The sequence below is a fragment of the Polystyrenella longa genome (genome assembly GCF_007750395.1).
Taxonomy (GTDB): domain Bacteria; phylum Planctomycetota; class Planctomycetia; order Planctomycetales; family Planctomycetaceae; genus Polystyrenella; species Polystyrenella longa.
Genome location: NZ_CP036281.1, coordinates 5,289,477 through 5,312,973, shown reverse-complemented (window position 1 = coordinate 5,312,973; position 23,497 = coordinate 5,289,477). Strand labels below are relative to the sequence as shown.

Genomic DNA, 23,497 nt, shown 5'->3' with positions numbered 1-23,497 from the left:
CACAACCGGGTTTTGAAATGGCCTCCCACTGAGACACCTCTTTTAGGAAAGATAGATTTCTACCGACATGCGATCTCGCCAGGAAATATTGGATCAGATACGGGAGACCTCCAGGGATGAGTTCATCCTGGATGAGATGATCCGTCGAGGTTTCTGGCCGAAAGAGGGAGAGCTTCCCGAAGACCCCGCGGACGAAATCCGTCAACGTGAGGAGCTGCGTCGCAAACTCCATTCGCTCACGACCGAAGATCGAAAGCTGAGTGATGTCGAAAAGTTAAAGCGGGAAGCACGTCGACAGCGTCTTGCAGAATCGCGCCTGAAACGTCAGGAAACCAAAGAACGACGGTTGCGCGAACGCGCAGAAAAAGCGGAAGCGTGGCGAGAGCAATATACGAGAGACATTGTCTATTTAGGTTCGGATGTTTCCGGTGGACTCAATCAACAGAAAATTGAAATTGAGGAACTCCAGAAACGAGGCCTTCCCGAATTACACTCGGTTGAGGAACTGGCCGAAGCGATGGAGACCACTGTTGCCGAACTCCGTTTTCTCGCTTTCGACCGGCGCACATCAACGACGACACATTATCAACGCTTCGCCATTCCCAAGAAAACGGGCGGGATACGAAATATCTCTGCACCGATGCCCCGTCTCAAACGAGCGCAGGAGTGGATTCTCTGGAATATTCTCGACAAGATCGAACTCCACCCGGCAGCCCATGGTTTTCGTACCGGTCGTTCGATTGTCACTAATGCGGAACCTCATGTTAAAGCGGAAGTCGTCATTAATGTTGACCTGGAAAACTTTTTCCCGACGGTGACTTGGCGCAGAGTTCGAGGCCTGTTTCGCAAGTTCGGTTACAGCGAGCAACTGGCAACGGTTCTCGCACTGATCTGTTCCGAACCGGAAGTAACTGAAGTCCAGTTAGATCAAAAAACCTACTATGTTCAACAATCGGAACGGCGGTTACCTCAAGGGGCGCCCAGTAGCCCTGCGATTACTAACATTCTTTGCCGCGGACTCGATGCCCGGTTAACAGGTCTCGCGGAAAAGCTGGGATTCACCTACACCCGCTACGCTGACGACCTGACATTTTCCCATGCTGGTCAGGGTTCTGCAGCGGTAGGTCGTATGTTGCGGCAGGTCTCCTATGTGGTCGAACAGGAAGGCTTTCAACTTCATCCGGAAAAGACACGTATCTTCCGGAAAGGAAGCCGTCAGGAAGTCACGGGGCTGGTCGTCAATGAACGAGTCAATATTCCCCGCAAAAAGCTACGGCAGTTCCGAGCGACCTTGTATCAGATCGAAAAGGATGGACCTGAAGGAAAGCATTGGGGGAACTCGCCCAATGTACTGGAAGCGATCGAAGGCTATGCCAACTTTGTGGCGATGGTCGATCCGGAAAAAGGACGCGAATTCCAGCTACAGGTCCGAACGATCATCGAAAAGGAAGGTCGAACCCAGCGGAACGACGTTCAGCGAGACCGTTGGAATCCCAATCTTGCATCGGAAGAAATAAGCGAGATACCGGCCACAGGGGCCGTCCCTCCTTCGGTTTCGTCATTACTCACCACCCAAGAGATTGAGCCGGTGGCTCCTGCGGCAGGCGAAGTGTTTGAATCAAAATCAAAGCCATGGTGGATGTTCTGGGCACGTTGGTTCAACTAACTCTGCGAATATAATCAATCCAAAGATTTCACTGGGAAGCCCATTTTCATGAAGAGTATTGTTCTGCTGCTGATTACTTTTTTGTCGTCGTCCGCACTCCTCTTCGCTGAGGACTCCATCAAGGCGACTCCCAAGAAAGGCGTTAAGGTCGCACCGGAATTGTCGGAACAACTTCCCTCTGGATACGAAAAGCTTCCTCTGTTTGGTGAAATCGAATGGGAGGTCAAACATCTTCCCTGGGTAGAAGCGGGACCTTACGCTGGCATCAGTGGGTTGGCGATGGTGGAATACGAAGGAGAGATTTACGTTGCAGGCGGGTTCATTCCGGGAGGAGAAACATCCGCAGAAGGTGTCATCGAAAAAACGTCTCGCTGGACCTGGAAATATAATCCCAGACAAGATCGATGGAGCCAACTCCCCCATATTCCGGACCGACGTGAATACACTCGAGGAATCGTGCAGGGCTCGAACTTCTATGTGGTAGGGGGAGGAAAAATCTTCAAGGGACAGGAACCTTCGTATCAACCTTATCCTGATTGCTTTCAGCTCGATCTGTCGTCGAATGAATCTTCTTGGAAAAAGCATAGCCAACTGAATGTGCCGCGAACGCACACATCCATAGGAAGCATTCGAAACAAGCTGCTGGTCGTCGGTGGGAACGAATATCAGTGGGAAGAAAAAGGATACAGCCACAACACCATCCGCGCGACGACGGAGGTTTTTGATCTATCCCAGCCAGAACAGGGTTGGCAAGTTCGGTCCTCCATACCGACGGGAGGACGTGGATGGGCGGCGTCAGTAGTTTATGCTGACGAATTATGCCTGTTTGGTGGCGTGACTTGGAAAAAGGAAGAAGGGGTCACACGTCTGAATGAATCGTGGCGATACGATCCGCAGAAGGACGATTGGAGCCGGTTTGCGGATGCTCCCGTCGCCATTTCTGGCTGGGAAGGAACACTCTATCAAAATCGATATGCCCTTATTGCAGGCGGCGTCGCTGAGATCGCAGGGAAGATGGTTTGGTCCGATCTCTGTTGGGCGTATGATTGCGAAGAAGATCGTTGGTTACGATTGGATAACCCATTGCCTCCCGGTGCAGTCTTCAACGATCCCGGTGTCGTCATCATCGAGGACACAATCTACATCATCGGAGCCGAGGGACCTTCCGGGAGCCACTACGATTATCTGCTGGTAGGGAAGATTCAACCTTCTTCTTAACCCATTCGGCAGCGAGAGAAGTCGATCCGGCAGGGACGGTATGCCCTTTGGGTTCGGAAATTACATGTAAGTCGACCTGGCTGTTTAACCCCTCTTCCAGCGATCGTCTGGTCAACTGAAGAGCCAAAGTAATCGCCGTGTCTGTGCCGACACGGTCGTCACGATCCCCAATAACAATGAAGAGAGGCCTTCCCAATAAGTTGTCCACCTGATGAATCAGAGACAGAGATTGGGCCAGTTCATTATCTTCCATATCCTTGAATTCGCGTAACGCCGCCAAGTCCGTTACGGGAGCGTAAGCGACGGCTGCTTTGACTCGTTTATCAAACGCGGCAAAATGCGTCGCTAGAAATCCACCGCGCGAGGTGCCGCAAATAACGATTCGTGACTTGTCCGTATATTGTTCGGCAATTAAGTAATCGAGGACTTGAGCCAGTCGTTCGTTATTCTCTTTGACGAAGTCTTCTCCGCGCCGACAGCGATCTGCCCAGCCATTCAACCCGGCGGGCTCGTCGACTTGCATCGCGGTGCCATGACTGGGAATATCAATGGAAACCAGCAAATACCCCGCTTCGGAAAGTTCATTTCCGGATTGCCGAAAATAGGCGCTTCCCAAGGTCTCCTGAATAGTGCTCGCCAGAATGATTAATGTGGGTGCTGGCTGGTTGGGCATAGGCCCCCATGTACCGAATTCAACCCCGGTGGTTGTCTTCCATTTTTCGATAACCTTCTCCTCCGCCTGGTTCGTGGTAACCGGATCGGCGGCCATGACTGTACCGGGATAACATGGACTCAAAATGAGACAAACCAGCACTATTCCAAACCATTTTCCGACGTTGTGTTGCATGGCACCGTTTCTCTGAAGAAGGAAAACTGATCGAGTCTCTTGCGCGTAAAGGACCCTTATCAACTGTAGTCGTTCTCCCTCGACTCTAAAGAGATTCAATCGACCTGTAAATCCACTCGGAAAGATCGTGTTCTATTCCAAGTGGATTCGGTCGACGGAATAGTGGTGCCCAACTTATTGCCGGCTGCTGCCTATCGGGAATGACGTCCAATTAGAGGTATTCCCCAATACTGATCAGGATTTCACGCCAGCCATGTCGCGACATTCAGCGGCACATTTATTACAGGCTGTTGCACATTCCTGGCAATGTTGCATTTCATGCTGTTCGCATTCTTTGGCACATGCCTCGCAAACGTCGGCAAGCATCGCACAAAATTGCGTGGCGAACTGAGAATCGCGACTCATGAGCGCGACCGCAGTCAGACAAAGAGAGGCGCAGTCGCGATCTGTTCGAATGCAATTAGTCATTTTGGCGACATGACTCTCACTTAAACAGGCGTCCGCACAGTGTTCACACGCTTGCGCGCACTCGATGCAGACTTCGATGCAAGATTTGAATTTGTCGTGGCTCATTTTTCGATCTCCTTAGCAGGGAATAAAATTTCGTGTTTAGAATCGATGAGCACAGCCAAGTTTCCCCGTCATACTCTAATGTGCTCAGAAAATGAAATTCCTCGTGAAATCCTGATTGGGATTACCGTTATAGAATTCCGCGTGGTAGTTCATCTTCCAGACTGCATGCTCTCAGTTCAGTCGGACGAACGAACTTCTCTCGTATTAGAATCGAAATCCGACGGTTTAACCGTCATGAGGTGCGTCCGAGCGTTTCAAAAACTATAATTCAGAGCGAATCAAGGAAATGCAAATATGATGCCGATTCACTATTCCTCTTATGTAAGTCATTGCGGAGTAAATACCCGAGAAGGAAACACTACATGTATTCAGAAGCAATAGGGACCAGGAAGACTCTCGGTGATGTGGATGTTTATTATCATGAGGGGATTTACCATCTGTTCCATCTCGTGTTGCCCAACCACGATTACATCGCTCATGCTGTGAGTAACGATTGCTTCAGTTGGCGACGGGTTGAGAATGCGATTCATATTGGACACCCGGGCAGTTTTGATGACTCCATGCTGTGGACCAGTCACATCTCTGCTCATCCTTATAAAAAAGGTTGGTGGAGGATGTTCTACACCGGGTTGTCCCGCTGTGACCGGGGAGGCAGCCAGCGAATTGGCATGGCAGAAAGTGACGATTTGTACTGTTGGCAGAAAACGCCCATTAATTGGGAGGATCGGCGTTCTCCGTTACCTTACGATCTACCGGGTCGGCCTCCCCAGCCTCCTTTCGACCATGACGCGAGCAGCGATTACCCCCTGAGTCCCCCATCAGAGTTTTACGAATCGAAATTAGATGAAGGTCGCCACTGGGTTTCCTGGCGTGATCCGTTTTACTTTCGGGAAGGTGATCGGGCCTGGTTATTGACGGCGGGCCGAGTGAATCATGGGCCTGTGGTCCGGCGAGGATGTGTGGCTCAGATGGAGGAAGTCGCCCCAAATCAATTTGAAGCTCGACCTGCTCTGCATCACCCCGGTTTGTATGACGATGTCGAAGTTCCCAATCTGTTGAAAATCAACGGCGAGCATTACCTGATCGGCAGTATTCGCGAAGACGCTAAAGTCCGCTATTGGCATACGAAACGAATCGGCGATCCCTGGATGAGTTATGCAGACAATGTGCTGCTGCCGAGTGGTAATTACGCTGGACGAATTTGTAAGGATGACAAGGGTTTTCTATTGTTCAGTTTTTACACCCAAGGGGGTGTGGATCGGACATCGAACAATCTGATGCCTCCACCGAAACGGATTGAACAACTTGAAAATGGTCACTTGGCTGTTCGCACGTTTGAGGGTTTTGCATCGTTGATGGAGGAGGAGGTTTCCGTACCCCGGGTATGTCCGTTGAAAGATACCAGCGATGGAAGTTGTATCCTACTTCGGGATAAATCACTCCAGATCTCTAACACATTCGGTTATCAGATTTTCGCGTTGGAAGAAGATTTGGAATCTTTCCAGTTGGAAGCAACCATACAACTGAGTAGCGAAGGGAAATTCGGTCTGGTCTTCCGTGTCGACCGGGAAACCCACGACGGGTATTACATTTCCCTGGATCTATTTAAAGGAGTCGCTCAATTACGGTCGTGGGGAACGGGAGAGGATGGAAGTGGCGAGAACATGATGCAATTCCATTCCCTACAGGCAGGCTACTGGGTGACCGATCCGCCCGGATTAACTTCCTTGAAACTTGTGGCTTACGGTAGTTATCTGGAGCTGTCGATTGCCGATAACCTGATCCTCTCACTGGCGGATCAAACTTTCGAGCATGGTGCCCTTGGCTTTGCCGTTGAAAGTGCTGAGGCGATCATCACCGATTTTTCGATTCATCGGATGCAATCTCCGGTTCAAGCGGACGAACATCTGGCAAATGGTTAACCGATTGGAAAAGTAGCTGACCCTCTCTCGTTGATTGCCTGCGGACTCTTATTGCGAGTATACTGAATATTAAAATCAGGTTATAATCAGTGAAGAAATATTCTTTGAATATTTCAGAGGGAGGACGAAATGGCCGCAACAATTCTGGATGTCGCGCGTCTAGCGAAGGTGTCGGCAGGGACGGTGAGCCGAGTGCTCCACAAGCATCCCGGGGTCAGTGACGAGAATCGGGAGCGAGTGCTCGATGCCATTAAGACACTGGACTATTCGCCCCGACAGCGCAAGGCGTCGATGTGTGATCTCAATCCGCTTGAAGATAAGAATGTTCTGCTTTTACTATTAGGGATGGATCCTTCACTGGCAAACCTTCCCGTGGTGACGGCTGCAATCGATGGTATCGAACAGTCGTTGATAAATCTGAATGCCAATTTATTGATTGCGAATTTGCCAACCTTGGATCAATTTCCTGAAGAGTTTGATCGCAAACGAATCGACGGCGTCATCCTGAAAGGGGCCCTCCAGGGGGACTTGGCTGGGCAGGTTAATCCCGAACTGGTTAAAAGAGTTCAGGAGTTACCTGCGGTTTGGGTTCTGGGACGTCCCGAGGGAATGACTGGTGATGTTGTCCAAGTTGATGACGTTCGGGTCGGAAAACTGGCGGCCGAGCATTTGATTTCGTGCGGGCATCGCCATCTTGCCTTTTTAAGTCCTAAGCCATCGCAAGTGAGTATTCAACGGAGACAGGCCAGCTTTACGTTCTACGCACAACAAGCGGGTGCGACTGTGAACAGTTATCTGGGTAACGAACAGGATTGGACGTTTCCTTCACCTGCAGTAGATCATTGTGAATGGGTAGATGATCTAGTCGAACGACTTCTCAACACACATCCACGGCCTACGGCGATGTTCACACCGGATGACAGTACCGGAACGACAGTCGCACGCACGCTTTCTGCCAGGAACCTGAAAGCCGGAGAGGATATCAGCCTGATGTCTTGTAACAATGAGCAAAAAATACTTGAGAAGATTCAACCTTCCCTGACGACGATCGACGTTCATGCCGCTGATATTGGTTGTCGTGCTGTCGATCAGTTGGCGTGGAGAATCGCTCACCCTGCTCAACCTAATGTCGATATCAGCTACGAGCCGACGCTGGTGACAGGATCGTCGGTCGCCACTCTGGATCATTGCGCAATTGCTTGATCTTTGGTCTCGATCGTATTTCGATATCCAACCATATTAAATTCTGGATAGGTACGATTCTAACACCGCTGACGAACGGGACAGGTCTATCGCCCTGTGATCACGCCGGTGCCCATCCGCCGGATAAGTCACCCACTCGTTTAGCAGGCGTTGCTTCTGCCTGAGCGTCTGAGACTACTTGCTCCAGGACGGCGATATATTCGGCAAATCGGGCACGGCCGTCTGCCGTTAAGCGATACATCGTTTGAGGACGGGAACCGCCTGTTCCTTTCCAGGTTTCAACCAGACCAGCTTCGCTCAGTACGGTCAGATGTCGACTCAGGTTTCCATCTGTTAACGCACACAGTTGTTTGAGGTCGTTGAATAGAACACCCTCACCATGGGCCGCAAGAGAAGCCAGAATTCCCAAACGGGCTTTCTCATGCATCACCCGATCTAAGCCATCGTAGGAAAAACGTCCCTCATCTTTTGTTGCTTCGTCCTGTGGTGGTTGGTCATTTTTTTTCTTACGTGGCATTGTTTCGCTCCGCTGAATCATTTCTCTCTACGATATCATCTCTCTCCAACGTCCAGTACAGGCAGAACGCGGCGATAAACTGCCCGCCGCCAAAACTGATTCCCATCTGCCATGGAGAGAGCGGGTACTCTTCCTGTCCAAACATCAGGCTGCCACAACCACATAGCACATAATAAGCACCTACCCAGCAAATGGGTGAGGGCAACATACGATAGGATGAGAAAATTCCGAGGCCAAACAGGAGCGACCACAACCCGGGGAGCATCCACGCGACTTCCGGGGCCGCTTTGAAAATACAGGTAGTCAGCAATCCACCGATCAAGATGCAAGGCAGAAATTGACCGACGGCGGAGATCGTCATCTGCTTCATCATTCCGGAACCGATGCAGAACGCGCGCCAATAAAGTTCCAGTCCCACCAGCACGATGCTCAATATGGCGACAAAAAACCAGAGTGCGAGATATCGCTCCAGGTGCTCTGTGGGTGCTGCGACCCATTCCGTCTGGATTGAGGCGGCAAAGAGTCCGAGTAGTCCGGAAAACCCCACCGTCACCGAGCGGTATCCTCGGAACACTTCGCTTTTGGCCATCTGTTGACGAATGGCCGTGATTTGATGCAACGCTTCGTACAGTTCCATCTTCATGATTCCTCTGTAAAGTTTGGAAGTCGCTTTGCGTTGTAAAGTAATGCAGGAGAATTAATCTGTCAATACTTCTCTGATATTCTCAGTCTTGAATCATACATCACCAAAAACAATTTCAATCGCTTCCACAAGAATTCGATTTGTTGTAGTTCCTCAGTGTCTTCGTTCCTTCGTGGTTCAAAAACACGAGAAGTCTCCAGGAAAATAACCGCAAACGAAACACTACAATGATCGTTGTGAATAATAAGCGTCGCGAATTTTCTCAATGCTGTGCCCGCGTCGATACATCCTGATGCAGCATTGATTACGCCACCAGGTTTTCCAGACACCTATCTTCATCCAGCGTCGGCCGGAAGTGGTGACGGCTTGCGATAGTAGCCGGATCGTACCCAGTTTTCGCAATCGATGTATCAGCTCGTAGTCCTCCATAATTGGCCAATTACGGTATCCATGCATGGCGTAAAAGGTATCTGCCTTCAGAAAGATCGCCTGATCACCATAAGGAAGTTGTCGCCAACGAGAACGCCAGTTCGCCCCCCATTCTGTCAGACGCATGTCCAACGAGCTGTGATCGATCTTGAGACGAAATGCCCCCGCGATGACATTCGATTTGAGGGACTCGGATACGAGAAGTTCGTAATTGTCAGGAAGCTGCGTATCCGCATGCAGAAACAGGAGGAACTCGCCGCTGGCGACGGAAGCCCCCGCATTCATCTGAGTTCCGCGACCCGGGTTGGAACGGATCACACGGCAACCATGCTGTTCCGCAATGTCGCATGTAGTATCGGTACTTTTACCATCGACTACAATCACTTCAAGTTCATTATGGGGTCTACCCACCTTCGTCAAGGTTGCGGGTAGCTTTTCAGCTTCATTCCAAGTGGGAATGATTACAGAGAGGGTCCCCTGCTTTTGAGGAAATACTGCCCGCAAGGACTCGGGAAGTGTTCCCCTCAGTGGGATAAGGTCTTCGGGGTAATCGATGTCGTTATGAATCTCGAGTAGAGCCGTATCCAAGCTTCGATTTCGTGCTCGGTTCAGCGTTTCGTTAAAAACCGTGTTCGTGCCCCACGGCATCTCATCGAATATAGAAGGCTGGGGTTCCTGTAAACCAATCAGGTAATACCCCCCATCCTGTGCCGGTCCCAGAACAAGATCGTGGGATTGGAGAAGCTCAAATGCTTTTGTTAAATCGTCCGGGATCAGTTCGAGGCAATCCGTACCAATGATGACCGTTCTTTCCGCTCCCAGTTCGCTGGCATAGGTGACGGCATTTAACATCCGGTCCCCTAACGTATCTCCGGTTTGTTCAACTAACCTGAAGTCGTCGCCTACCAACGTGCCCATCTCTTGCGCAGTGCCCCCACTGACATAGAGAGAGACATCACACCCCTGTTGACTTGAGAAATCTCGAACCAGAATGAGAGTGTAGTCGAGCAAGTGCTTATAGATGTCAACGACAGACTCCGGAGAGAAGGCTGAGAGCAGACGAGTCTTCGTCTTTCCAGGTTCCGGATAACGGGCGAAGAGAATCAGATGTTCCGGAGAAGCCATAAGAGATTCTTTGTAGCTGAAAAGTTCTACTGCTCTTCATTGAAAGAGAATTAAGCTAAAAGAGAATTACGTTAAGTTTCCAGTACAACTCGAACCCGCCCCGGCGGTGCAACCGAAACAATGATTGGCCGTACTGATCGTCCGGTCGTTCAAGAGATCGTCGGTGAGCTCAGAAATATGCAATCGTTCGGTTGTCCCAAGAATGGGAAGGTCGAGCATCTGGTTGAAGTCGCAGTCAAACAGATAGCCCTTCCAGTCAACCGATACCAACGAGCGACACATCAGTTGATCGACCGTGTCCGGGTTGAAACTGTCCAGGAGTTTCTGCATGTAGACTTCGTACTTGTTCTGCTCCAACAGATCGGACAGAAATCGGCTCACGGGCATATTGGTGATCGTAAACAGATGATTAAAGAAAATGCCATGCCGAGTATCCAACTGCTCTCGATACTCCTGCTCCAACGCCTGCTGCTCAGGGGGTAAGCCGGTGCCGGTTGGATTGTAAACAAGATCCAATTCTAAACCGCAACCGGGAACTCCGTATCCGAGATCGTTTAATCGGCGTATCGCATGGATCGATTTCTCATAAACGCCATCACCCCGTTGTGAATCACAGTTCGCTTCCAGATAGCAAGGCAATGAGGCGACGATATTCACCTTGTGTTTTGCCAGAAACTCGGGAAGATCAGTGAAACCATTGGCTAGGAGAATCGTCAGGTTACAACGGTCGATGACTTTTTTATTCATACACGTGGCGGCCTCCACGAGTCGCCGAAACTGCGCATTCATTTCGGGGGCACCACCGGTAATATCGAGTGTTTCCACGTCGGAATGCGACAGGAAGTCGATAACCTGGCCAGCGACTTCTTCCGACATGCTTTCACGTCGATCAGGACCCGCATCGACATGACAGTGCGTGCAGGTCTGATTACAGACTTTTCCTAAATTGATCTGCAAGGTTGCTAAAGCATCACGCGTCAGTGGAACCCGTTTTTGTTCTGCAAGTCTGGTCTCAAAGGTCCCACCCGGAACACGATCCGCATCAGCCAGAACGGTTCGCTGTTCTGCAGGTGAAGCGAGTTGGTTGCCTTGTCTCAATAATGTGAGCGTTTTCATAAGAGCTTATTTCGTTAATGCCATCTATGGAAGAGATCATCGAATCGAATGATTTCAATCGTTAGCAGCAATCCCCGTCGGTCCCGCAGCAGGGGCCTTCCGCGTCGATGGTCGCTTCATAATCTTCTCCCTTGGTTTCGCGCGGATGCCGATGTTTCGTCCGTTTACAATCATAGGACAAGGCATCGGCCAAAGGAATCTCAACTAGCGGCTCGATGTTTTCAAATAATCCTGTGTATGGTTTTCGATTCAGTAATCGATATGTTTTATCACAAACGGCCATCCGGATTCCCCGACGATAACGATGTCCGTCGTCGTCTTCGACAGACTTGAAAGGTCCTTTGTAGACGACAGCCTGGTTTCGCTCCAGGCAGGGGCCATCCTTCCCTTTATGGGCCACGACCGTAATGGATCGAAACTCGATACCGTTGATGGTCTGCCACGGTTCGCTGACCCGTTTCACTATCTCGATTCCATGAAATCCCGCCTCTTCGAACTGCTGCAGAAACTCATCTTCGCGAAAGGCACCCGAAATACAGCCTGACCACAATTTCGGATCCTGTTTCATTTCTTCCGGGACGGTTTCGTCAGAAACAATATCACTGATCGCCGCACGCCCTCCTCTTCGGAGGACACGATAGATCTCGGAGAACAGGGGTTTGCGATCGGGTTGACGAACCAGATTCAATACGCAATTAGAAAGAACGCAATCAACCGAATCGCTTTCGACGAGCGGAGTCTCTTTCCGCAGTCGTTCTTCAATATTTCGTAACCGCAGGAAGTCACTCGCATCTTTAACTGGCGATACGCTCAATTCCTGTTCGAGAAGTTGCAGATTCAGTTGGAGGTCTTGAATCATTCCATATCGAAAATCGACATTGTGAAATCCAATTCGCTCGGCAACGGTCTGTTGATGTTTCCGGGCCAATCCCAGCATTTCTCGATTACAATCGACCCCAATGATCTGCCCCTCTGGCCCCGCCAGTTGAGCCGCGATGTAACAGAGCTTTCCACCACCAGAACCCAAATCGAGGACGGTATCGCCTGGCTCCACAAACGGAGTCGGGTCGCCACAACCATAGTCGCGTTCCAGAATCTCATCTGGAATGACCTCAAGGAGATCGGTCGAATATTCGACAGGGCAGCAGAGCGCTGGTTCCACCTGCTTTGCCGCCGAAGCGTACCGATCATATACACTCGACTCGGATGTAGTGAAGTTGCTTGTCGACATGATCGCGCTGACTCCATAACTGGAAAAGAGATCAAATTGTTCTCGAAGGAACGGTCTTACTACCGTGAATTAAAAACTGCTAATTACCCTGTTTCTGATCGTTCAAGTCCCAGTCGTATTCCAGAAATGAGAACGATCCTTGACCCGCGTGTGCCACTTGTTGTGCCGTTTTGTCCGGTAACCAACTCGCGATGCGTTGGAGCCGTGCTTTATCCGAAGCACCGAAGTCTTCGCCAAACCAGTCGAGGATAGAAGACACATAAAACGTCTTATCTGAAGCACTGTAACGAAATTTAGTTCGGTCATTGAAAAAATGTTTCGCGTTGGCTGACAATTGTTGATCCAGTTTCGAAGGGGTATAGGCTTCGTTCAATAAACGTGGGCATCCAATAGAGGCACAGACGATCGCGAAATGGATGCGGGGTTCTCCCATTTTGCGAAGAATCTGATGTTCCATCTGATCCAGTGAAACCTCTTTTCCGACCACTCTCAGTTTCAGGTCTTCCCAGATATTATATCCGAAAATCTTGGCGGTATGGTTTCGAATACTGCTGGTCGGGTATTCCCGCAAAATTCCCCAAATCGTCACGGCGTTGTAGGCATTAATCCAGTAAGCGAGTTTTTCCTCTTGGGTTCCCTTCAAGTTAGCCTGAGAAAGGTGACTTAAATAACTCTGGAGTGCTTGCGCGTCGATTTTCGACTCTTTCCAACTCGTGTAATTTACTTGTCCATTGGTGTTGACGTACTTGTGTAATAAATCATCCCACTGAGAATGATCAATCTTATCTAAGGATACCCGCTTGGAAGGTTCCACATGAACGCCGACCAACACATCTGCGGCATACACTGAAGTAGCGGCAAATGCAGATACGATTAGAACCGTCATAAAAGGCACGAGTTCCATAATCACCCATGTATTACTCCGTTGTTGTGATTCAATCTCAGTTTTCATTCCCAATCCTTTTTGATGATCTGTGCGAGCGACCAGTCAGCAACTATGCCTATGTTGTCGCGATCGGTGTGTTGTGTACGTTCCGTTAGAGAAATAAGGTGCGACTGATCTGAAGTATCGTCGATATTGTCTTTCGAGACTGTGGGATAGCTTACAGGCTTTGTAAATACTGAAGGTTATAATGAGAATCAAAGGTTGGATATAAATAGAGAGCCTTCTGATGTTTCCCAATCTGGTTGATTACCTGAGTAAACACCTTTCTTTTAGAAAGTATCTGAATGAGTGACGAACCTTCTGCGGAAGAAGATATTGGGGAAACCCGGTCAAAAAAAATACCTTGGGCCAAAATAATCGTGTTCGCAGTTGTCGCGCTGGTCGGCGTCCTTGTCTATTGGCAATACGGTGACGCGATTTCGCTAGATGCTCTCGCTCAACGTGAAGGGCAACTGCAACAGATGTTTCAGGATCATTATTTTCTAACGATTATCGCAGCCATCCTCCTGTATGTCATTGTCGCTGGTATCTCCTTGCCTGGGGCTGTTCCCTTAACTTTGGCATATGGTTGGTTCCTTGGCTTCTGGCTCGGATTGGTCATTGTCAGTGTTGGTTCCACTGGTGGAGCTGTCGTTGCTTTTCTATTGAGTCGATATTTATTCCGGGATTGGATTCAATCCCGATTGAGTGATCGCTTCCAGTCACTGAATAAGAAGTTCGAACAGGAAGGTGCCTACTACCTGTTCACGATTCGGTTGATCCCGCTCGTCCCCTTCTTTGTCGTAAATACGGCGATGGGGCTTACGCGAATTCGAACGGTTACCTACTGGTGGGTAAGTCAGATCGGCATGTTGCCCGGCACTGCGGCATATGTTTATGCCGGATCGACTGTCCCTAATCTGCAAACCTTGGCCGATGATGGCATCGGCAAAATTCTCAGTTGGCAGGTTTTGCTCGCGTTTGCGATTTTAGGATTACTTCCGATTACTCTTAAAAAACTGTTACCGCTTTTCGGATTCAGCCCGTCGGACACGGCTAAATCTACTGAGTCTGATGTCGTTACCGACAACGAGTAACTTTAAACGCCATTATCAATCGTGCGGAACTAGTGGGATATAACCAGAAAGCGAAACATGAGCTACAAGCAACAACTGGAACCGCTGACAGAACAGAATCAGATTCTTCAATCACACGTACATCCACCGGAATGGAAGAATCCGGAGCCGTCTGGCCGGTATCATCTCGTGGTGATCGGAGCAGGAACGGCTGGGTTAGTTACGGCAGCCGGAGCAGCAGGTCTCGGGGCGAAAGTCGCGCTCGTAGAACGGGGGTTGATGGGAGGGGACTGCCTGAATGTCGGGTGTGTTCCATCCAAAGCCTTGATCAGTTCGGCCAGATGCATCGCCGCCATCCGGGATGCAGGCGAGTATGGCGTGCAGGCGGGAAACGTGGATGTCGATTTCTCCGAAGTGATGGAACGCATGCGCCGCCTCCGCGCCCGGATTAGCCCCAATGATTCCGCAAAACGATTTCAGGAACTGGGGGTCGATGTCTACTTCGGTCAAGGACAGTTCAACGGCAAGAACCAGGTCGAAGTCACGGGCGATTCAGGAGCACGCACATTAGATTACAAACGGGCCGTCATCGCTACGGGGGCACGCGCGGCAAAGCTTCCCGTTCCCGGATTGGAAGAAGCAGGATATCTGACGAACGAATCGCTCTTTTCACTGACAGCCCTTCCCGAAAAGCTCGTGGTAATTGGGGGCGGCCCCATCGGTTGCGAAATGGCACAGACATTCGCTCGCTTCGGAAGCAAAGTGACTCAGATCGATCGTGGAAATCATATTTTGTCCAAGGAACGACCGGAGTCCTCTCGACAGGTTCAAGAGGCCATGGAGAAAGATGGAATTGAGTTCATATTCAATGCCAACCTGGTCCGGGTCGATTCGAACGGAAAAAGAAAACAAGTAATCTACGAACAAAACGGTAAAGAACACCAAATCGCCTTTGATGAAATTCTGGTGTCGACCGGACGTACTCCGAACTGTGACGGACTAAATATGGAGGCGGCTGGTATTGAGTACGATACCCAAACTGGGGTTCAAGTGGACGATCGCTTGGAGACAACAAATTCCCGAGTCTATGCCGCTGGTGACATCTGTTCTCGTTACCAATTCACGCATGCGGCCGACTTCATGGCCCGCACCGTTATTCAGAATACGCTTTTCATGGGGCGAGCGAAAATGAGCCAGCTGCTCATTCCCTGGTGTACTTACACCTCTCCCGAAATCGCTCATGTCGGTACCACACCCGAGGAGTCACTGTCCAACGGAAAGAAACTGAAGATCTATAAGCAACCTTTGAAAGACGTAGACCGGGCAATTCTGGAGGGAGAAGATGATGGCTTCGTCGAAATCTACTGTGAAGAAAACTCAGATCAAATTGTAGGAGCGACCATCGTTGCCTCTCACGCGGGCGAACTGATTAATCAAATCACACAGGCCATGCAGTACAAAATTGGTCTGGGCAAAATCGCTTCCGTGATTCACCCCTACCCGACTCAGGCCGAAGCAATTCGTAAGCTGGGTGACCAGTACAACCGCACCCGACTGACGCCCTTCGTTAAGAAGCTGTTCCATTGCTGGCTCAAATTGACGCGCTGACGGCGAACTTATCAATCGATCTCGAATCTACGCCTATGCGGAGATCACCTGTTGACTATCGGAGAGGAACTTCAATAATAAAAATGAAGTGAGGCTATGATAATAAATTTCGGGATAAGAAGGCAGGTGTGAGGTGGATTTTAAGTTGCAGGGTAAGCTGGCTGTCGTATCAGGATCAACATCTGGAATTGGACGCTCGATCGCCCAGTCTTTGTTAGCAGAAGGTGCCAAAGTCGTTGTGAATGGACGTTCGGAAGGGAGTGTTTCCAAAGCATTGAAAACGCTGGACGGCGATACTCATGGCGTTGTTGCCGATGTAGCAACGGCCGAAGGTTGCGATAAACTGATCGAAGAAGCCCAAAAGCTGGGCAGCATCGATATCCTGATTAATAATGCCGGCATCTTTGAGCCGAAGCCGTTCGAAGAGATTAGCGACGAAGATTGGCTGCGGTTTTATGAAATCAACGTCATGAGCGGCATTCGCTTATCACGAGCAGTCGCTCCACAGATGAAAAAACAGAGTTGGGGCCGCATTATATTTATCTCGAGTGAATCCGGGATTAATATCCCGGTGGAGATGGTCCACTACGGAATGACCAAAACGGCTCAACTGGCGATTTCCCGTGGCCTCGCCAAAACACTTAAGGACACCGGCGTCACCGTGAACAGCGTATTACCCGGCCCGACCTGGAGTGAAGGTGTCGAAGAATTCGTTGAACGACTGGCTGAAGGCAAATCGCTCGAAAAAACTAAAGCGGAATTCTTTAAAGAGGCTCGCCCCTCTTCGTTGATTCAACGCTTCGCCTCCACCGATGAAGTCGCATCGCTCGTCACGTACCTGTGCAGTGAGCAAGCGGCGGCCACGACGGGAGCATCCATGCGTTGCGACGGTGGTATTGTCGATACCTGCTTCTAAACATTATCTCGGAAATCAAGGCGGTTCTAGCGCGAGATCAGTTTGGAAAATCGACTGAGTTCTCCCGATTCGGTTCGAATGTCGTAAACAAAGGCGAGTTTTGCTTCTTCGAATTTCTGAAAGAAGTTGTCCCAGGAAATCTCTGTTAATGTATCTTCGCTGCCTTCTTCCGGGAAATGAATTCGTAAGATACCGGGGTCACCCTTCTTTTGGGTTTCTTCAACTGCAGCGGGAACGCCCCCGCGGTCGGTCGTCCAGAGTTGAATAACTTCGGGGTTCGTCGTTGTGTGAGTCGAAGTTGTCATTAAGGTACCCTTTCTGTGGTCTGAATTGATTCCATCCGTTTAGATTGCCCGTTTACCCTTGAATAAGAGATCGCTGGCTTCTGCTGTGAACATAGTTCATGCATATCTCATGCCAGCGAAGTCGACTCCTGTTCCGTGTCCTTTTTCAGAGTCAATAAACGGCATTGACCTGACGCACTGGCTGCATGAAAGTCAGACTGACGGGTCGACAACCAGACACTTGGCCTATTGAATCACTTCCCATTCCGATCTTTGAGGGGGATGAAGAATCAAAAATCACTAAGAAAACGGGACAGATTCTACTTGGCGCATCAAGCGGAGGCAGTGATCATAAAGTCTGACTTTGCCGTCGACGCCTTCCGCGTTGTTGGTGAAATTCCTCGGATCACTTGGAACCTTGAACTCAGAGAGCCACATCATGGAACGTAAAAACACGGAGCGTAAAAAAGCGACCGATTTCAATCAGGAAGTTCTGGATATTTATGATGACTATGCACATGGCCGCATGAACCGACGCGACTACATCAAAAGTCTCGGAGTTTTCGCCGTTGGCGGCATGACCGTAGAAGCATTGATGTCCAGCTTGCAACCTAACTATGCATGGGCAGAGCAAGTCAAAGCCGATGATTCTCGTATCAAAGCAGAGATGATCACCTACGATTCCCCCAAGGGGGCGGGGGAAATGAAAGGGTTGCTGGCCCATCCCGCGAAAGGAGACAAGTTTCCTGCAGTCGTAGTCATCCATGAAAACCGCGGATTGAATCCCTACATCGAAGATGTCGCTCGTCGACTGGCGGTCGCCGGTTTTCTTGCTCTTGCGCCTGATGCACTCACTCCCCTCGGAGGTTATCCTGGGAACGATGAGGAAGGCCGCGAGATGCAGCGAAAACGAGACTCCGAAGAGATGACGGAAGACTTCATCGCCGCAGCGAAGCTACTCGATTCGCATGAACTCTCTACCGGAAAGGTGGGAGCCGTTGGGTTTTGCTTCGGGGGCGGAATGGTTTACCAATTAGCCGTTCGAATTCCCGATGTCATCGATGCGGGCGTTCCATTTTACGGTCGTCAACCGGAACTGGAAGATGTCTCCAAAATCGATGCTCCACTGCTCATTCATAATGCGTCCAAAGACGAACGAATTCTCGCGGGCGCCCCTGCATTCGAGGCAGCGCTTGAAGAGCAGGATAAACCCTTTACGCATTTCGTTTATGACGACACTAACCACGGATTTCACAACGACACGACTCCACGCTACGACGAACAGGCAGCGGGGTTGGCGTGGACACGCACGATTGAGTTCTTCAACAAAAACCTGAAGTCGTAATTAAACGGAGTCTAATTAAACAGTGAATGTCGCAAATGAACCGTCCTGGCCAGGTTTATCGTCCCAGGACGGTTCAAGTGACCGTTTTACTGGTTGGTAAACTTTCGGTCGCTCCGTACAATTGCGGAGAACCCTCAGCGGAGGGATCGGTCTCTTCTATCCTGAAGACACCGAGTAGTCTACTGTCGGTAAAAATCCGAACTGATTTAGATACCGTCCTGAAATCCGGTTGTGTCTGAATTCGAGACTGCAAAACAAGGGTGGGCTTGACCCTCAAAGGGTTTCAGAACCGCTAATCAATTGATCGAAAGTGAGTATCCCATGCTGACCTGGGCTGATGTGCTGGAATTTGGCAAAAATGGAAACCCAACCATCGAGCGGAAGCTGATGAAGTCCGAGGACGAATGGCGCGAATCACTCACTGACGAGCAATACCGCGTCACCCGCAAACACGGAACCGAACGCGCTTTCAGTAGTGACATGTGCAATCGATTTGAACCGGGCCGATACGCCTGCGTCTGCTGTGGAACGTTGCTGTTCGATTCTGCCGAAAAGTTCGACAGTGGGACGGGTTGGCCATCGTTCACACAGCCGGTTCAGGAGAATGTGGTCGCTTACAATACAGATACCAGCCATGGCATGACGCGTGTAGAAACCGTCTGTAATGTATGCGACGCCCACTTGGGTCACGTCTTTCCCGATGGGCCAGAACCGAGTGGTTTGCGTTATTGCATTAATGCTGTCGCTTTGCAGAAGGAAGAAAACTCAGCTGCCTCGGTTACCTTTGGTGGTGGCTGCTTCTGGTGTACCGAGGCGATCTTCCAGCGGATCAAAGGGGTAACCGAAGTTACCAGCGGATATAGTGGGGGTGATGTTCAACAGCCAACCTATAACCAGGTTTGTACTGGTTCGACGGGCCATGCTGAAGTGATCCAGGTCAAATACGATCCGGAAGTCGTCTCCTTTGGCGAAATTGTCCGAGTCCATCTGGGAACACATAATCCAACGACATTAAATCAGCAGGGAGCGGACCGCGGAACGCAGTATCGCAGTGTCATCTTCTATCAGAATGAAGAAGAAAAGTCGGTCGCGGGAAAACTAATTCAGGAAATGGAAGCGGTACTCGGCAAACCGGTCGTTACGGAGGTCGCCCCGTTGGATACATTCTATCCAGCAGAACAGGAACACCAGAACTACTACAATCGCAACAATGGCAAACCTTACTGTTTCACCGTGATTGATCCCAAACTGGCCAAGTTCCGCGAACACTTTCCCGAAATGACCGAGGCTTCTCCCGCATAGATTGCCGATTGAGTGAAAGGGGCTCTCTTACTTCAACCCATGATTGGTCTTTTCGTCGAACTCAACCTGCTCCTTCTGTTCCTGTTGCGATGTCTTCTTGATTAGTTCGACAACTTCTTCGTAGGTTTTACCTTCGAGGTTTTTTGCCCAAGCGGTCCAGTTCGTTCTCCAGATCTTGGCATGGCCGATTTCGTGGTCGAGCAGTTTTTCATAGGTCTGCTGCCACGCGGCCTTTTCGGCGGCAGATCCTCCTTCCCACTGGGGAAGTAAAATGAAAGCTTGCATCGTGAACGTTGCTTTCTTCATGTGAGCCTGGGAACTGTCCCGGGTCTCTGTCGAAAGTTGAATCGCGCTGGATTCGGGAGAGAATCCCACAAAGAGCCCATCCTCGTAAGAGACATTATTCTGCAGATCAAACGTCCCGCCATCCGGCTTGGTGTAATTCTTTTGGACTTCGGCGATCTTCTTCTTCATCAGCGGGATTCGCTCAGAGTCCGTATTCAAAACCTCGTAAACTGCTTCCAGAGAGGTTGCCTCAAGGGAGTAATGATAGATCTTCACCGGTTCGAAACGGAATTTAATTTGTGGATCATAAAGAGGAATGTCCTCTCTCTTGAGGGGACTTCGATCCACGGAATCTTCCCCGGCAGGAGTCGATACTTCACCCGTATGCCGGTAAACCGTAAACTTGCTACCTCGGAAGTTGTCGCGAGAAAATGTGGGTTGGAACCCGTCACGTTGTCGAACTGCTAGCCAGGTTACTTTTCGTTCGGAATCCGCAATCTCCTTGAACTGGTCTTTGTATTTTTCCAATTCATCTTCCGACAGCAGGGCTTTGTGATAACGTGGCGGAAACGTATTCTTCTCCAGTCCGTTCTGGTAAGGATAGATAAAGAACGGATACTTCAGAGTTGCATCCGGGAACGAGTCCATCCCGATATAAACCAGAGCCATCGGTTGCTTCCCTTCAATGAAGAGAACATCTCCTTCTTGTGTTCCTTCTGGAATTTCTACCAGCGGGTCTGCCTTCCGCTCTGTAGCAATCGGAATGCTCCCGGTCAGTTCTTCCAGGCGATTATAACCGGGAATGGACGATCCCATCTGTGCGTAGAAGAGGGAAGAGACGTCAATGTATTCCTTCCGCATGGCATTCTGGTAGCGAACCTCGTCCCGTTTATGATTCCAGCTTTCCAGCGCCTGCGATTTGATCTCATCGGGGCCAGCAATAACGATCTCGCACAGGAAGATCAGACAGGCAAGCCAAATCAAGTGGCTCGTCGTCAGTTTATAAGGCACGTTATTCATTGAGCGAATACCCTCTCCAAATAAAATCGTCATGATTCGTCTAGCATGTCGAATTATTCATTGTAGTAGAACACAATCGTCATCTAAAGATAACGACTTGTGTGGGAGGGGGCTTTAATAATAGACCCACTGAAAAAGATGTCGAGGCGAAAAGAGACCAGGGAGCGGAGTTTGCTCGCAATTTGTCCTATAGGGATCGGTCTACAGATCTAGATCCTGTCCAGGATAAGTGTGGCGGCTATCGGTCCCGAAAGCCCTTAAATACAGCAGGCTACGCCGCCAGAACACGCTACGGTTAGCTGGAATGCGCTTTAGGAAGTCATTCATTCACACTGAATCGAGACCGGCTTAAGTCAAAAGCGAAATGAGATTGCTGTCATCGATGCTGTTAATAACATGATAGAATACCAGCGCCTGGTCGCTCCAATGTTCGAGGACGTTGTTACGGACAACAACGTTGACGACGTCATAGGCGGATCCACCTCCAAAGAGAATGGCCGCATTACCCAAGGCCCCTCGCACTTCATTTCCGATCACATCAATATTCGTAGTGCTACGAATATCCATACCTCGATCTGCTGCATCAGCGATGATATTACTCAACAACTGAATGCGATCGACTCCTTTCACTTGGACCCCATACTTCACTCGCGAAAGCCCTTCGGAGGCCCCGGCCCCGTTAATGGTGTTCGAGGAGATCAGAATGTTATCGCTACGAATCGCCTCATCCGTCATGCCCGGGTCTACGGAAATGTTATACCAGGATGTGATGAGAATTCCCGTGGAAACGGTATTGCTGATATCGTTGTTCGTGACAGTCGCATCCCACACGCCCGTTAAGCAAATACCACGTCCCTGTCCCAACTCGTGATCAGTAATGCGACCGACAATCGTATTGTTTGTGATTGTGATGTTGCGTGGAGGATGATTCAGGTTGAACGAGGTGCGAGTGCCGGCATGGACTGCAATCGCGTCATCTCCCAGGTTGTAGAACTGATTATTGGAAATAACGAGTCCATCGAGAGGATAGTTATTGAAGTTGGGGTCATTATCTTTAATCAACGGGAAAGAAGTAATGCCATCTCGTCCGACGTCCCGGATGATGTTGTTAGTGAATTTGCCGTTGATCATACCGACATTGCAAATCGCGAAACCACTCGTCTTTTGGATTTCTACGCCGGTGACAAGCGCATTGGTGACGCGGCGCAGAAATATACCGTGAGTAATGACACCGGTAGCGACACCGTAGGGATTTCCCGAATTGCCTCCGACCAGTTTGAAGTCTCGCAATTCGATGTTGTAGTCACCATTGGTCTCGTCCGACCGGTTCTTGTTCCCTAGGTAATAATCTCCCCCCTCAGAACCGTCAGTCCAGGTGAACTGCAGAACGGATCCGGACCCTTCTCCAATCATGCGAGTGTTCGAAGAAATCTTAAGCGAGTCCGAGATCAAATATGTACCCGTTCCCAAGAATAGTTCCTGCCCTGCGGCAGCATCAAGCGCGGCCTGCAGTGCGGCGGTGTCGTCGGTTACACCATCGCCGACAGCTCCAAAATCTCGAACGTCGAATCGTACCTTCATCACGCTCAAGTTGATTGAGATCGATTCTGGAGAAGTGCTGGCGGACAGATCATTATTCGCCTGCAACGTTCCGGCGGCATTGGACTTTGCTCTTGAGGAAAGCAAAAACGCGGAGGGAGAGCTTGCGACGATGCTAGTTCCATCATCAAGGATCTCGACCCCATTCATTCCTCCGTAAGAGAACTCCCCTTCCTGCTCACTCATCATCTCTTCGGAAAAATCATCAAAGAGCTGGTCGAAACTGCCTTCCCCGGAATTGTCAGCGATATTTTCAGAAGTGGGACGGTTGTTATTATTGTTAAGTGTGGTGCTCGAAATTACCTGTGCCGGTGAAGAGGCGAAGTTGGGGCTCGAGTTCGAATGGTTTTCTTCCCCTCCCAGCAACATGTCGATGGAATCGATGTGCTGCTCGTCGTCTAGCGGAATCTCCTCTGTCGAAATGGGAAGCGCATTCCCACTCAGCAGGCAGCGAGCCTCAAGCGTTTCCAAAGTGGGGGCAGCTGGCATCGACCGTCGCTTCGACAAGTTGGAGTCGTGATGAGACCCCGACCGATCGATCGATCCATATAGCAAACTGGTTATCTTTGATTTAATCGTCACAAGAGTTAAACCCTGAATGTTGACGTTATTGGCCCTGTTTCGTCCCTCTGGAATTCAGGCGCAAA

Annotated in this window: 20 protein-coding genes; 9 read left to right on the top strand and 11 right to left on the bottom strand. The window is 50.0% G+C overall.

Annotation, left to right across the window (positions count from 1 at the left end; genetic code table 11):
- The first annotated feature begins 67 nt into the window (after window positions 1-67).
- Window positions 68-1,666 carry a reverse transcriptase family protein gene (locus Pla110_RS19600; RefSeq protein ID WP_197440313.1) on the top strand — a complete coding sequence of 533 codons (1,599 nt, stop codon included), beginning with the start codon at window positions 68-70 and terminating at the stop codon, window positions 1,664-1,666.
- Window positions 1,667-1,714: 48 nt separating this feature from the next.
- Window positions 1,715-2,884 (top strand): Kelch repeat-containing protein, encoded by a 1,170-nt coding sequence (locus Pla110_RS19595; RefSeq protein ID WP_144998367.1) that lies wholly within the window; start codon window positions 1,715-1,717, stop codon window positions 2,882-2,884.
- On the opposite strand, the gene Pla110_RS19590 is transcribed toward Pla110_RS19595, so the two are convergent.
- Together Pla110_RS19590 and Pla110_RS19585 are read right to left on the bottom strand one after the other, a co-directional pair.
- Window positions 2,811-3,731 (bottom strand): alpha/beta hydrolase family protein, encoded by a 921-nt coding sequence (locus Pla110_RS19590; RefSeq protein ID WP_144998364.1) that lies wholly within the window; start codon window positions 3,729-3,731, stop codon window positions 2,811-2,813. The two genes, Pla110_RS19595 and Pla110_RS19590, sit on opposite strands and share 74 nt — an antisense overlap.
- 234 nt (window positions 3,732-3,965) lie before the next feature.
- Window positions 3,966-4,304, bottom strand: coding sequence for a four-helix bundle copper-binding protein (locus Pla110_RS19585; RefSeq protein WP_144998362.1), 339 nt, complete (start codon window positions 4,302-4,304; stop codon window positions 3,966-3,968).
- 362 nt (window positions 4,305-4,666) lie between these two features.
- Between Pla110_RS19585 and Pla110_RS19580 the strand changes: the two genes are divergently transcribed.
- On the top strand, window positions 4,667-6,226 hold the full coding sequence (locus Pla110_RS19580; protein WP_144998360.1) for a glycoside hydrolase family protein: 1,560 nt from the start codon (window positions 4,667-4,669) through the stop codon (window positions 6,224-6,226).
- 129 nt (window positions 6,227-6,355) lie between these two features.
- Window positions 6,356-7,429 (top strand): LacI family DNA-binding transcriptional regulator, encoded by a 1,074-nt coding sequence (locus tag Pla110_RS19575; RefSeq protein WP_144998358.1) that lies wholly within the window; start codon window positions 6,356-6,358, stop codon window positions 7,427-7,429.
- 100 nt (window positions 7,430-7,529) lie between these two features.
- Here Pla110_RS19575 and Pla110_RS19570 read toward each other — a convergent pair whose 3' ends face one another.
- The 6 genes from Pla110_RS19570 to Pla110_RS19545 all read right to left on the bottom strand — a co-directional run bounded on the left by Pla110_RS19570 (window position 7,530) and on the right by Pla110_RS19545 (window position 13,442).
- A complete protein-coding gene (locus Pla110_RS19570) occupies window positions 7,530-7,946 on the bottom strand; it encodes a transcriptional regulator (RefSeq protein WP_144998356.1) in 417 nt (138 codons plus the stop codon).
- Window positions 7,936-8,583: a hypothetical protein gene (locus Pla110_RS19565; RefSeq protein WP_144998354.1), complete on the bottom strand. Its 648-nt coding sequence runs from the start codon at window positions 8,581-8,583 to the stop codon at window positions 7,936-7,938. The genes Pla110_RS19570 and Pla110_RS19565 overlap by 11 nt, the downstream gene beginning before the upstream one ends.
- A 228-nt stretch (window positions 8,584-8,811) precedes the next feature.
- On the bottom strand, window positions 8,812-10,143 hold the full coding sequence (locus tag Pla110_RS19560; RefSeq protein ID WP_144998352.1) for a TIGR04283 family arsenosugar biosynthesis glycosyltransferase: 1,332 nt from the start codon (window positions 10,141-10,143) through the stop codon (window positions 8,812-8,814).
- A gap of 66 nt (window positions 10,144-10,209) precedes the next feature.
- Window positions 10,210-11,259: an arsenosugar biosynthesis radical SAM (seleno)protein ArsS gene (gene arsS, locus Pla110_RS19555; protein WP_144998350.1), complete on the bottom strand. Its 1,050-nt coding sequence runs from the start codon at window positions 11,257-11,259 to the stop codon at window positions 10,210-10,212.
- Between the two features lie 61 nt (window positions 11,260-11,320).
- A complete protein-coding gene (locus tag Pla110_RS19550; protein WP_144998348.1) occupies window positions 11,321-12,490 on the bottom strand; it encodes a methyltransferase domain-containing protein in 1,170 nt (389 codons plus the stop codon).
- 79 nt (window positions 12,491-12,569) lie between these two features.
- Entirely contained in the window at window positions 12,570-13,442 is an 873-nt protein-coding gene (locus Pla110_RS19545) for a DUF547 domain-containing protein (protein WP_144998346.1), read from the bottom strand.
- A gap of 278 nt (window positions 13,443-13,720) precedes the next feature.
- On the opposite strand from Pla110_RS19545, the gene Pla110_RS19540 reads away from it, so the two are divergent.
- The 3 genes from Pla110_RS19540 (at window position 13,721) to Pla110_RS19530 (ending at window position 17,015) form a co-directional block, all read left to right on the top strand.
- Window positions 13,721-14,512, top strand: a complete 792-nt coding sequence (locus Pla110_RS19540) for a TVP38/TMEM64 family protein (RefSeq protein WP_144998344.1) — start codon at window positions 13,721-13,723, stop codon at window positions 14,510-14,512.
- Between the two features lie 57 nt (window positions 14,513-14,569).
- Window positions 14,570-16,099, top strand: coding sequence for a mercuric reductase (locus Pla110_RS19535; RefSeq protein ID WP_144998342.1), 1,530 nt, complete (start codon window positions 14,570-14,572; stop codon window positions 16,097-16,099).
- A gap of 133 nt (window positions 16,100-16,232) precedes the next feature.
- Window positions 16,233-17,015: an SDR family NAD(P)-dependent oxidoreductase gene (locus Pla110_RS19530; protein ID WP_144998339.1), complete on the top strand. Its 783-nt coding sequence runs from the start codon at window positions 16,233-16,235 to the stop codon at window positions 17,013-17,015.
- A 26-nt stretch (window positions 17,016-17,041) separates the two neighbouring features.
- On the opposite strand, the gene Pla110_RS19525 is transcribed toward Pla110_RS19530, so the two are convergent.
- Window positions 17,042-17,320, bottom strand: coding sequence for a hypothetical protein (locus Pla110_RS19525; RefSeq protein ID WP_144998337.1), 279 nt, complete (start codon window positions 17,318-17,320; stop codon window positions 17,042-17,044).
- A gap of 418 nt (window positions 17,321-17,738) precedes the next feature.
- On the opposite strand from Pla110_RS19525, the gene Pla110_RS19520 reads away from it, so the two are divergent.
- Both Pla110_RS19520 and Pla110_RS19515 read left to right on the top strand, forming a co-directional pair.
- The gene (locus tag Pla110_RS19520; protein WP_144998335.1) at window positions 17,739-18,644 is read left to right on the top strand and encodes a dienelactone hydrolase family protein; all 906 of its coding nucleotides are present in this window, start codon (window positions 17,739-17,741) and stop codon (window positions 18,642-18,644) included.
- 321 nt (window positions 18,645-18,965) lie between these two features.
- On the top strand, window positions 18,966-19,946 hold the full coding sequence (locus Pla110_RS19515) for a bifunctional methionine sulfoxide reductase B/A protein (RefSeq protein WP_144998333.1): 981 nt from the start codon (window positions 18,966-18,968) through the stop codon (window positions 19,944-19,946).
- Between the two features lie 27 nt (window positions 19,947-19,973).
- On the opposite strand, the gene Pla110_RS19510 is transcribed toward Pla110_RS19515, so the two are convergent.
- Both Pla110_RS19510 and Pla110_RS19505 read right to left on the bottom strand, forming a co-directional pair.
- The gene (locus tag Pla110_RS19510; RefSeq protein ID WP_197440312.1) at window positions 19,974-21,251 is read right to left on the bottom strand and encodes a DUF922 domain-containing protein; all 1,278 of its coding nucleotides are present in this window, start codon (window positions 21,249-21,251) and stop codon (window positions 19,974-19,976) included.
- Between the two features lie 348 nt (window positions 21,252-21,599).
- A complete protein-coding gene (locus Pla110_RS19505) occupies window positions 21,600-23,339 on the bottom strand; it encodes a right-handed parallel beta-helix repeat-containing protein (RefSeq protein ID WP_144998328.1) in 1,740 nt (579 codons plus the stop codon).
- Window positions 23,340-23,497: the final 158 nt, after the last annotated feature.

What these genes read in the sequence shown, in the direction of transcription:
- Pla110_RS19505 (WP_144998328.1), bottom strand. Translation starts at nt 23,339, where the DNA reads ATGCCAGCTGCCCCCACTTTGGAAACGCTTGAGGCTCGCTGCCTGCTG.
- Pla110_RS19540 (WP_144998344.1), top strand. Translation starts at nt 13,721, where the DNA reads ATGAGTGACGAACCTTCTGCGGAAGAAGATATTGGGGAAACCCGGTCA.
- Pla110_RS19585 (WP_144998362.1), bottom strand. Translation starts at nt 4,304, where the DNA reads ATGAGCCACGACAAATTCAAATCTTGCATCGAAGTCTGCATCGAGTGC.
- Pla110_RS19510 (WP_197440312.1), bottom strand. Translation starts at nt 21,251, where the DNA reads ATGAATAACGTGCCTTATAAACTGACGACGAGCCACTTGATTTGGCTT.
- Pla110_RS19565 (WP_144998354.1), bottom strand. Translation starts at nt 8,583, where the DNA reads ATGGAACTGTACGAAGCGTTGCATCAAATCACGGCCATTCGTCAACAG.
- Pla110_RS19600 (WP_197440313.1), top strand. Translation starts at nt 68, where the DNA reads ATGCGATCTCGCCAGGAAATATTGGATCAGATACGGGAGACCTCCAGG.
- Pla110_RS19595 (WP_144998367.1), top strand. Translation starts at nt 1,715, where the DNA reads ATGAAGAGTATTGTTCTGCTGCTGATTACTTTTTTGTCGTCGTCCGCA.
- Pla110_RS19545 (WP_144998346.1), bottom strand. Translation starts at nt 13,442, where the DNA reads ATGAAAACTGAGATTGAATCACAACAACGGAGTAATACATGGGTGATT.
- Pla110_RS19515 (WP_144998333.1), top strand. Translation starts at nt 18,966, where the DNA reads ATGCTGACCTGGGCTGATGTGCTGGAATTTGGCAAAAATGGAAACCCA.
- Pla110_RS19560 (WP_144998352.1), bottom strand. Translation starts at nt 10,143, where the DNA reads ATGGCTTCTCCGGAACATCTGATTCTCTTCGCCCGTTATCCGGAACCT.
- Pla110_RS19535 (WP_144998342.1), top strand. Translation starts at nt 14,570, where the DNA reads ATGAGCTACAAGCAACAACTGGAACCGCTGACAGAACAGAATCAGATT.
- Pla110_RS19520 (WP_144998335.1), top strand. Translation starts at nt 17,739, where the DNA reads ATGGAACGTAAAAACACGGAGCGTAAAAAAGCGACCGATTTCAATCAG.
- Pla110_RS19525 (WP_144998337.1), bottom strand. Translation starts at nt 17,320, where the DNA reads ATGACAACTTCGACTCACACAACGACGAACCCCGAAGTTATTCAACTC.
- Pla110_RS19550 (WP_144998348.1), bottom strand. Translation starts at nt 12,490, where the DNA reads ATGTCGACAAGCAACTTCACTACATCCGAGTCGAGTGTATATGATCGG.
- Pla110_RS19570 (WP_144998356.1), bottom strand. Translation starts at nt 7,946, where the DNA reads ATGCCACGTAAGAAAAAAAATGACCAACCACCACAGGACGAAGCAACA.
- Pla110_RS19590 (WP_144998364.1), bottom strand. Translation starts at nt 3,731, where the DNA reads ATGCAACACAACGTCGGAAAATGGTTTGGAATAGTGCTGGTTTGTCTC.
- arsS (WP_144998350.1), bottom strand. Translation starts at nt 11,259, where the DNA reads ATGAAAACGCTCACATTATTGAGACAAGGCAACCAACTCGCTTCACCT.
- Pla110_RS19575 (WP_144998358.1), top strand. Translation starts at nt 6,356, where the DNA reads ATGGCCGCAACAATTCTGGATGTCGCGCGTCTAGCGAAGGTGTCGGCA.
- Pla110_RS19580 (WP_144998360.1), top strand. Translation starts at nt 4,667, where the DNA reads ATGTATTCAGAAGCAATAGGGACCAGGAAGACTCTCGGTGATGTGGAT.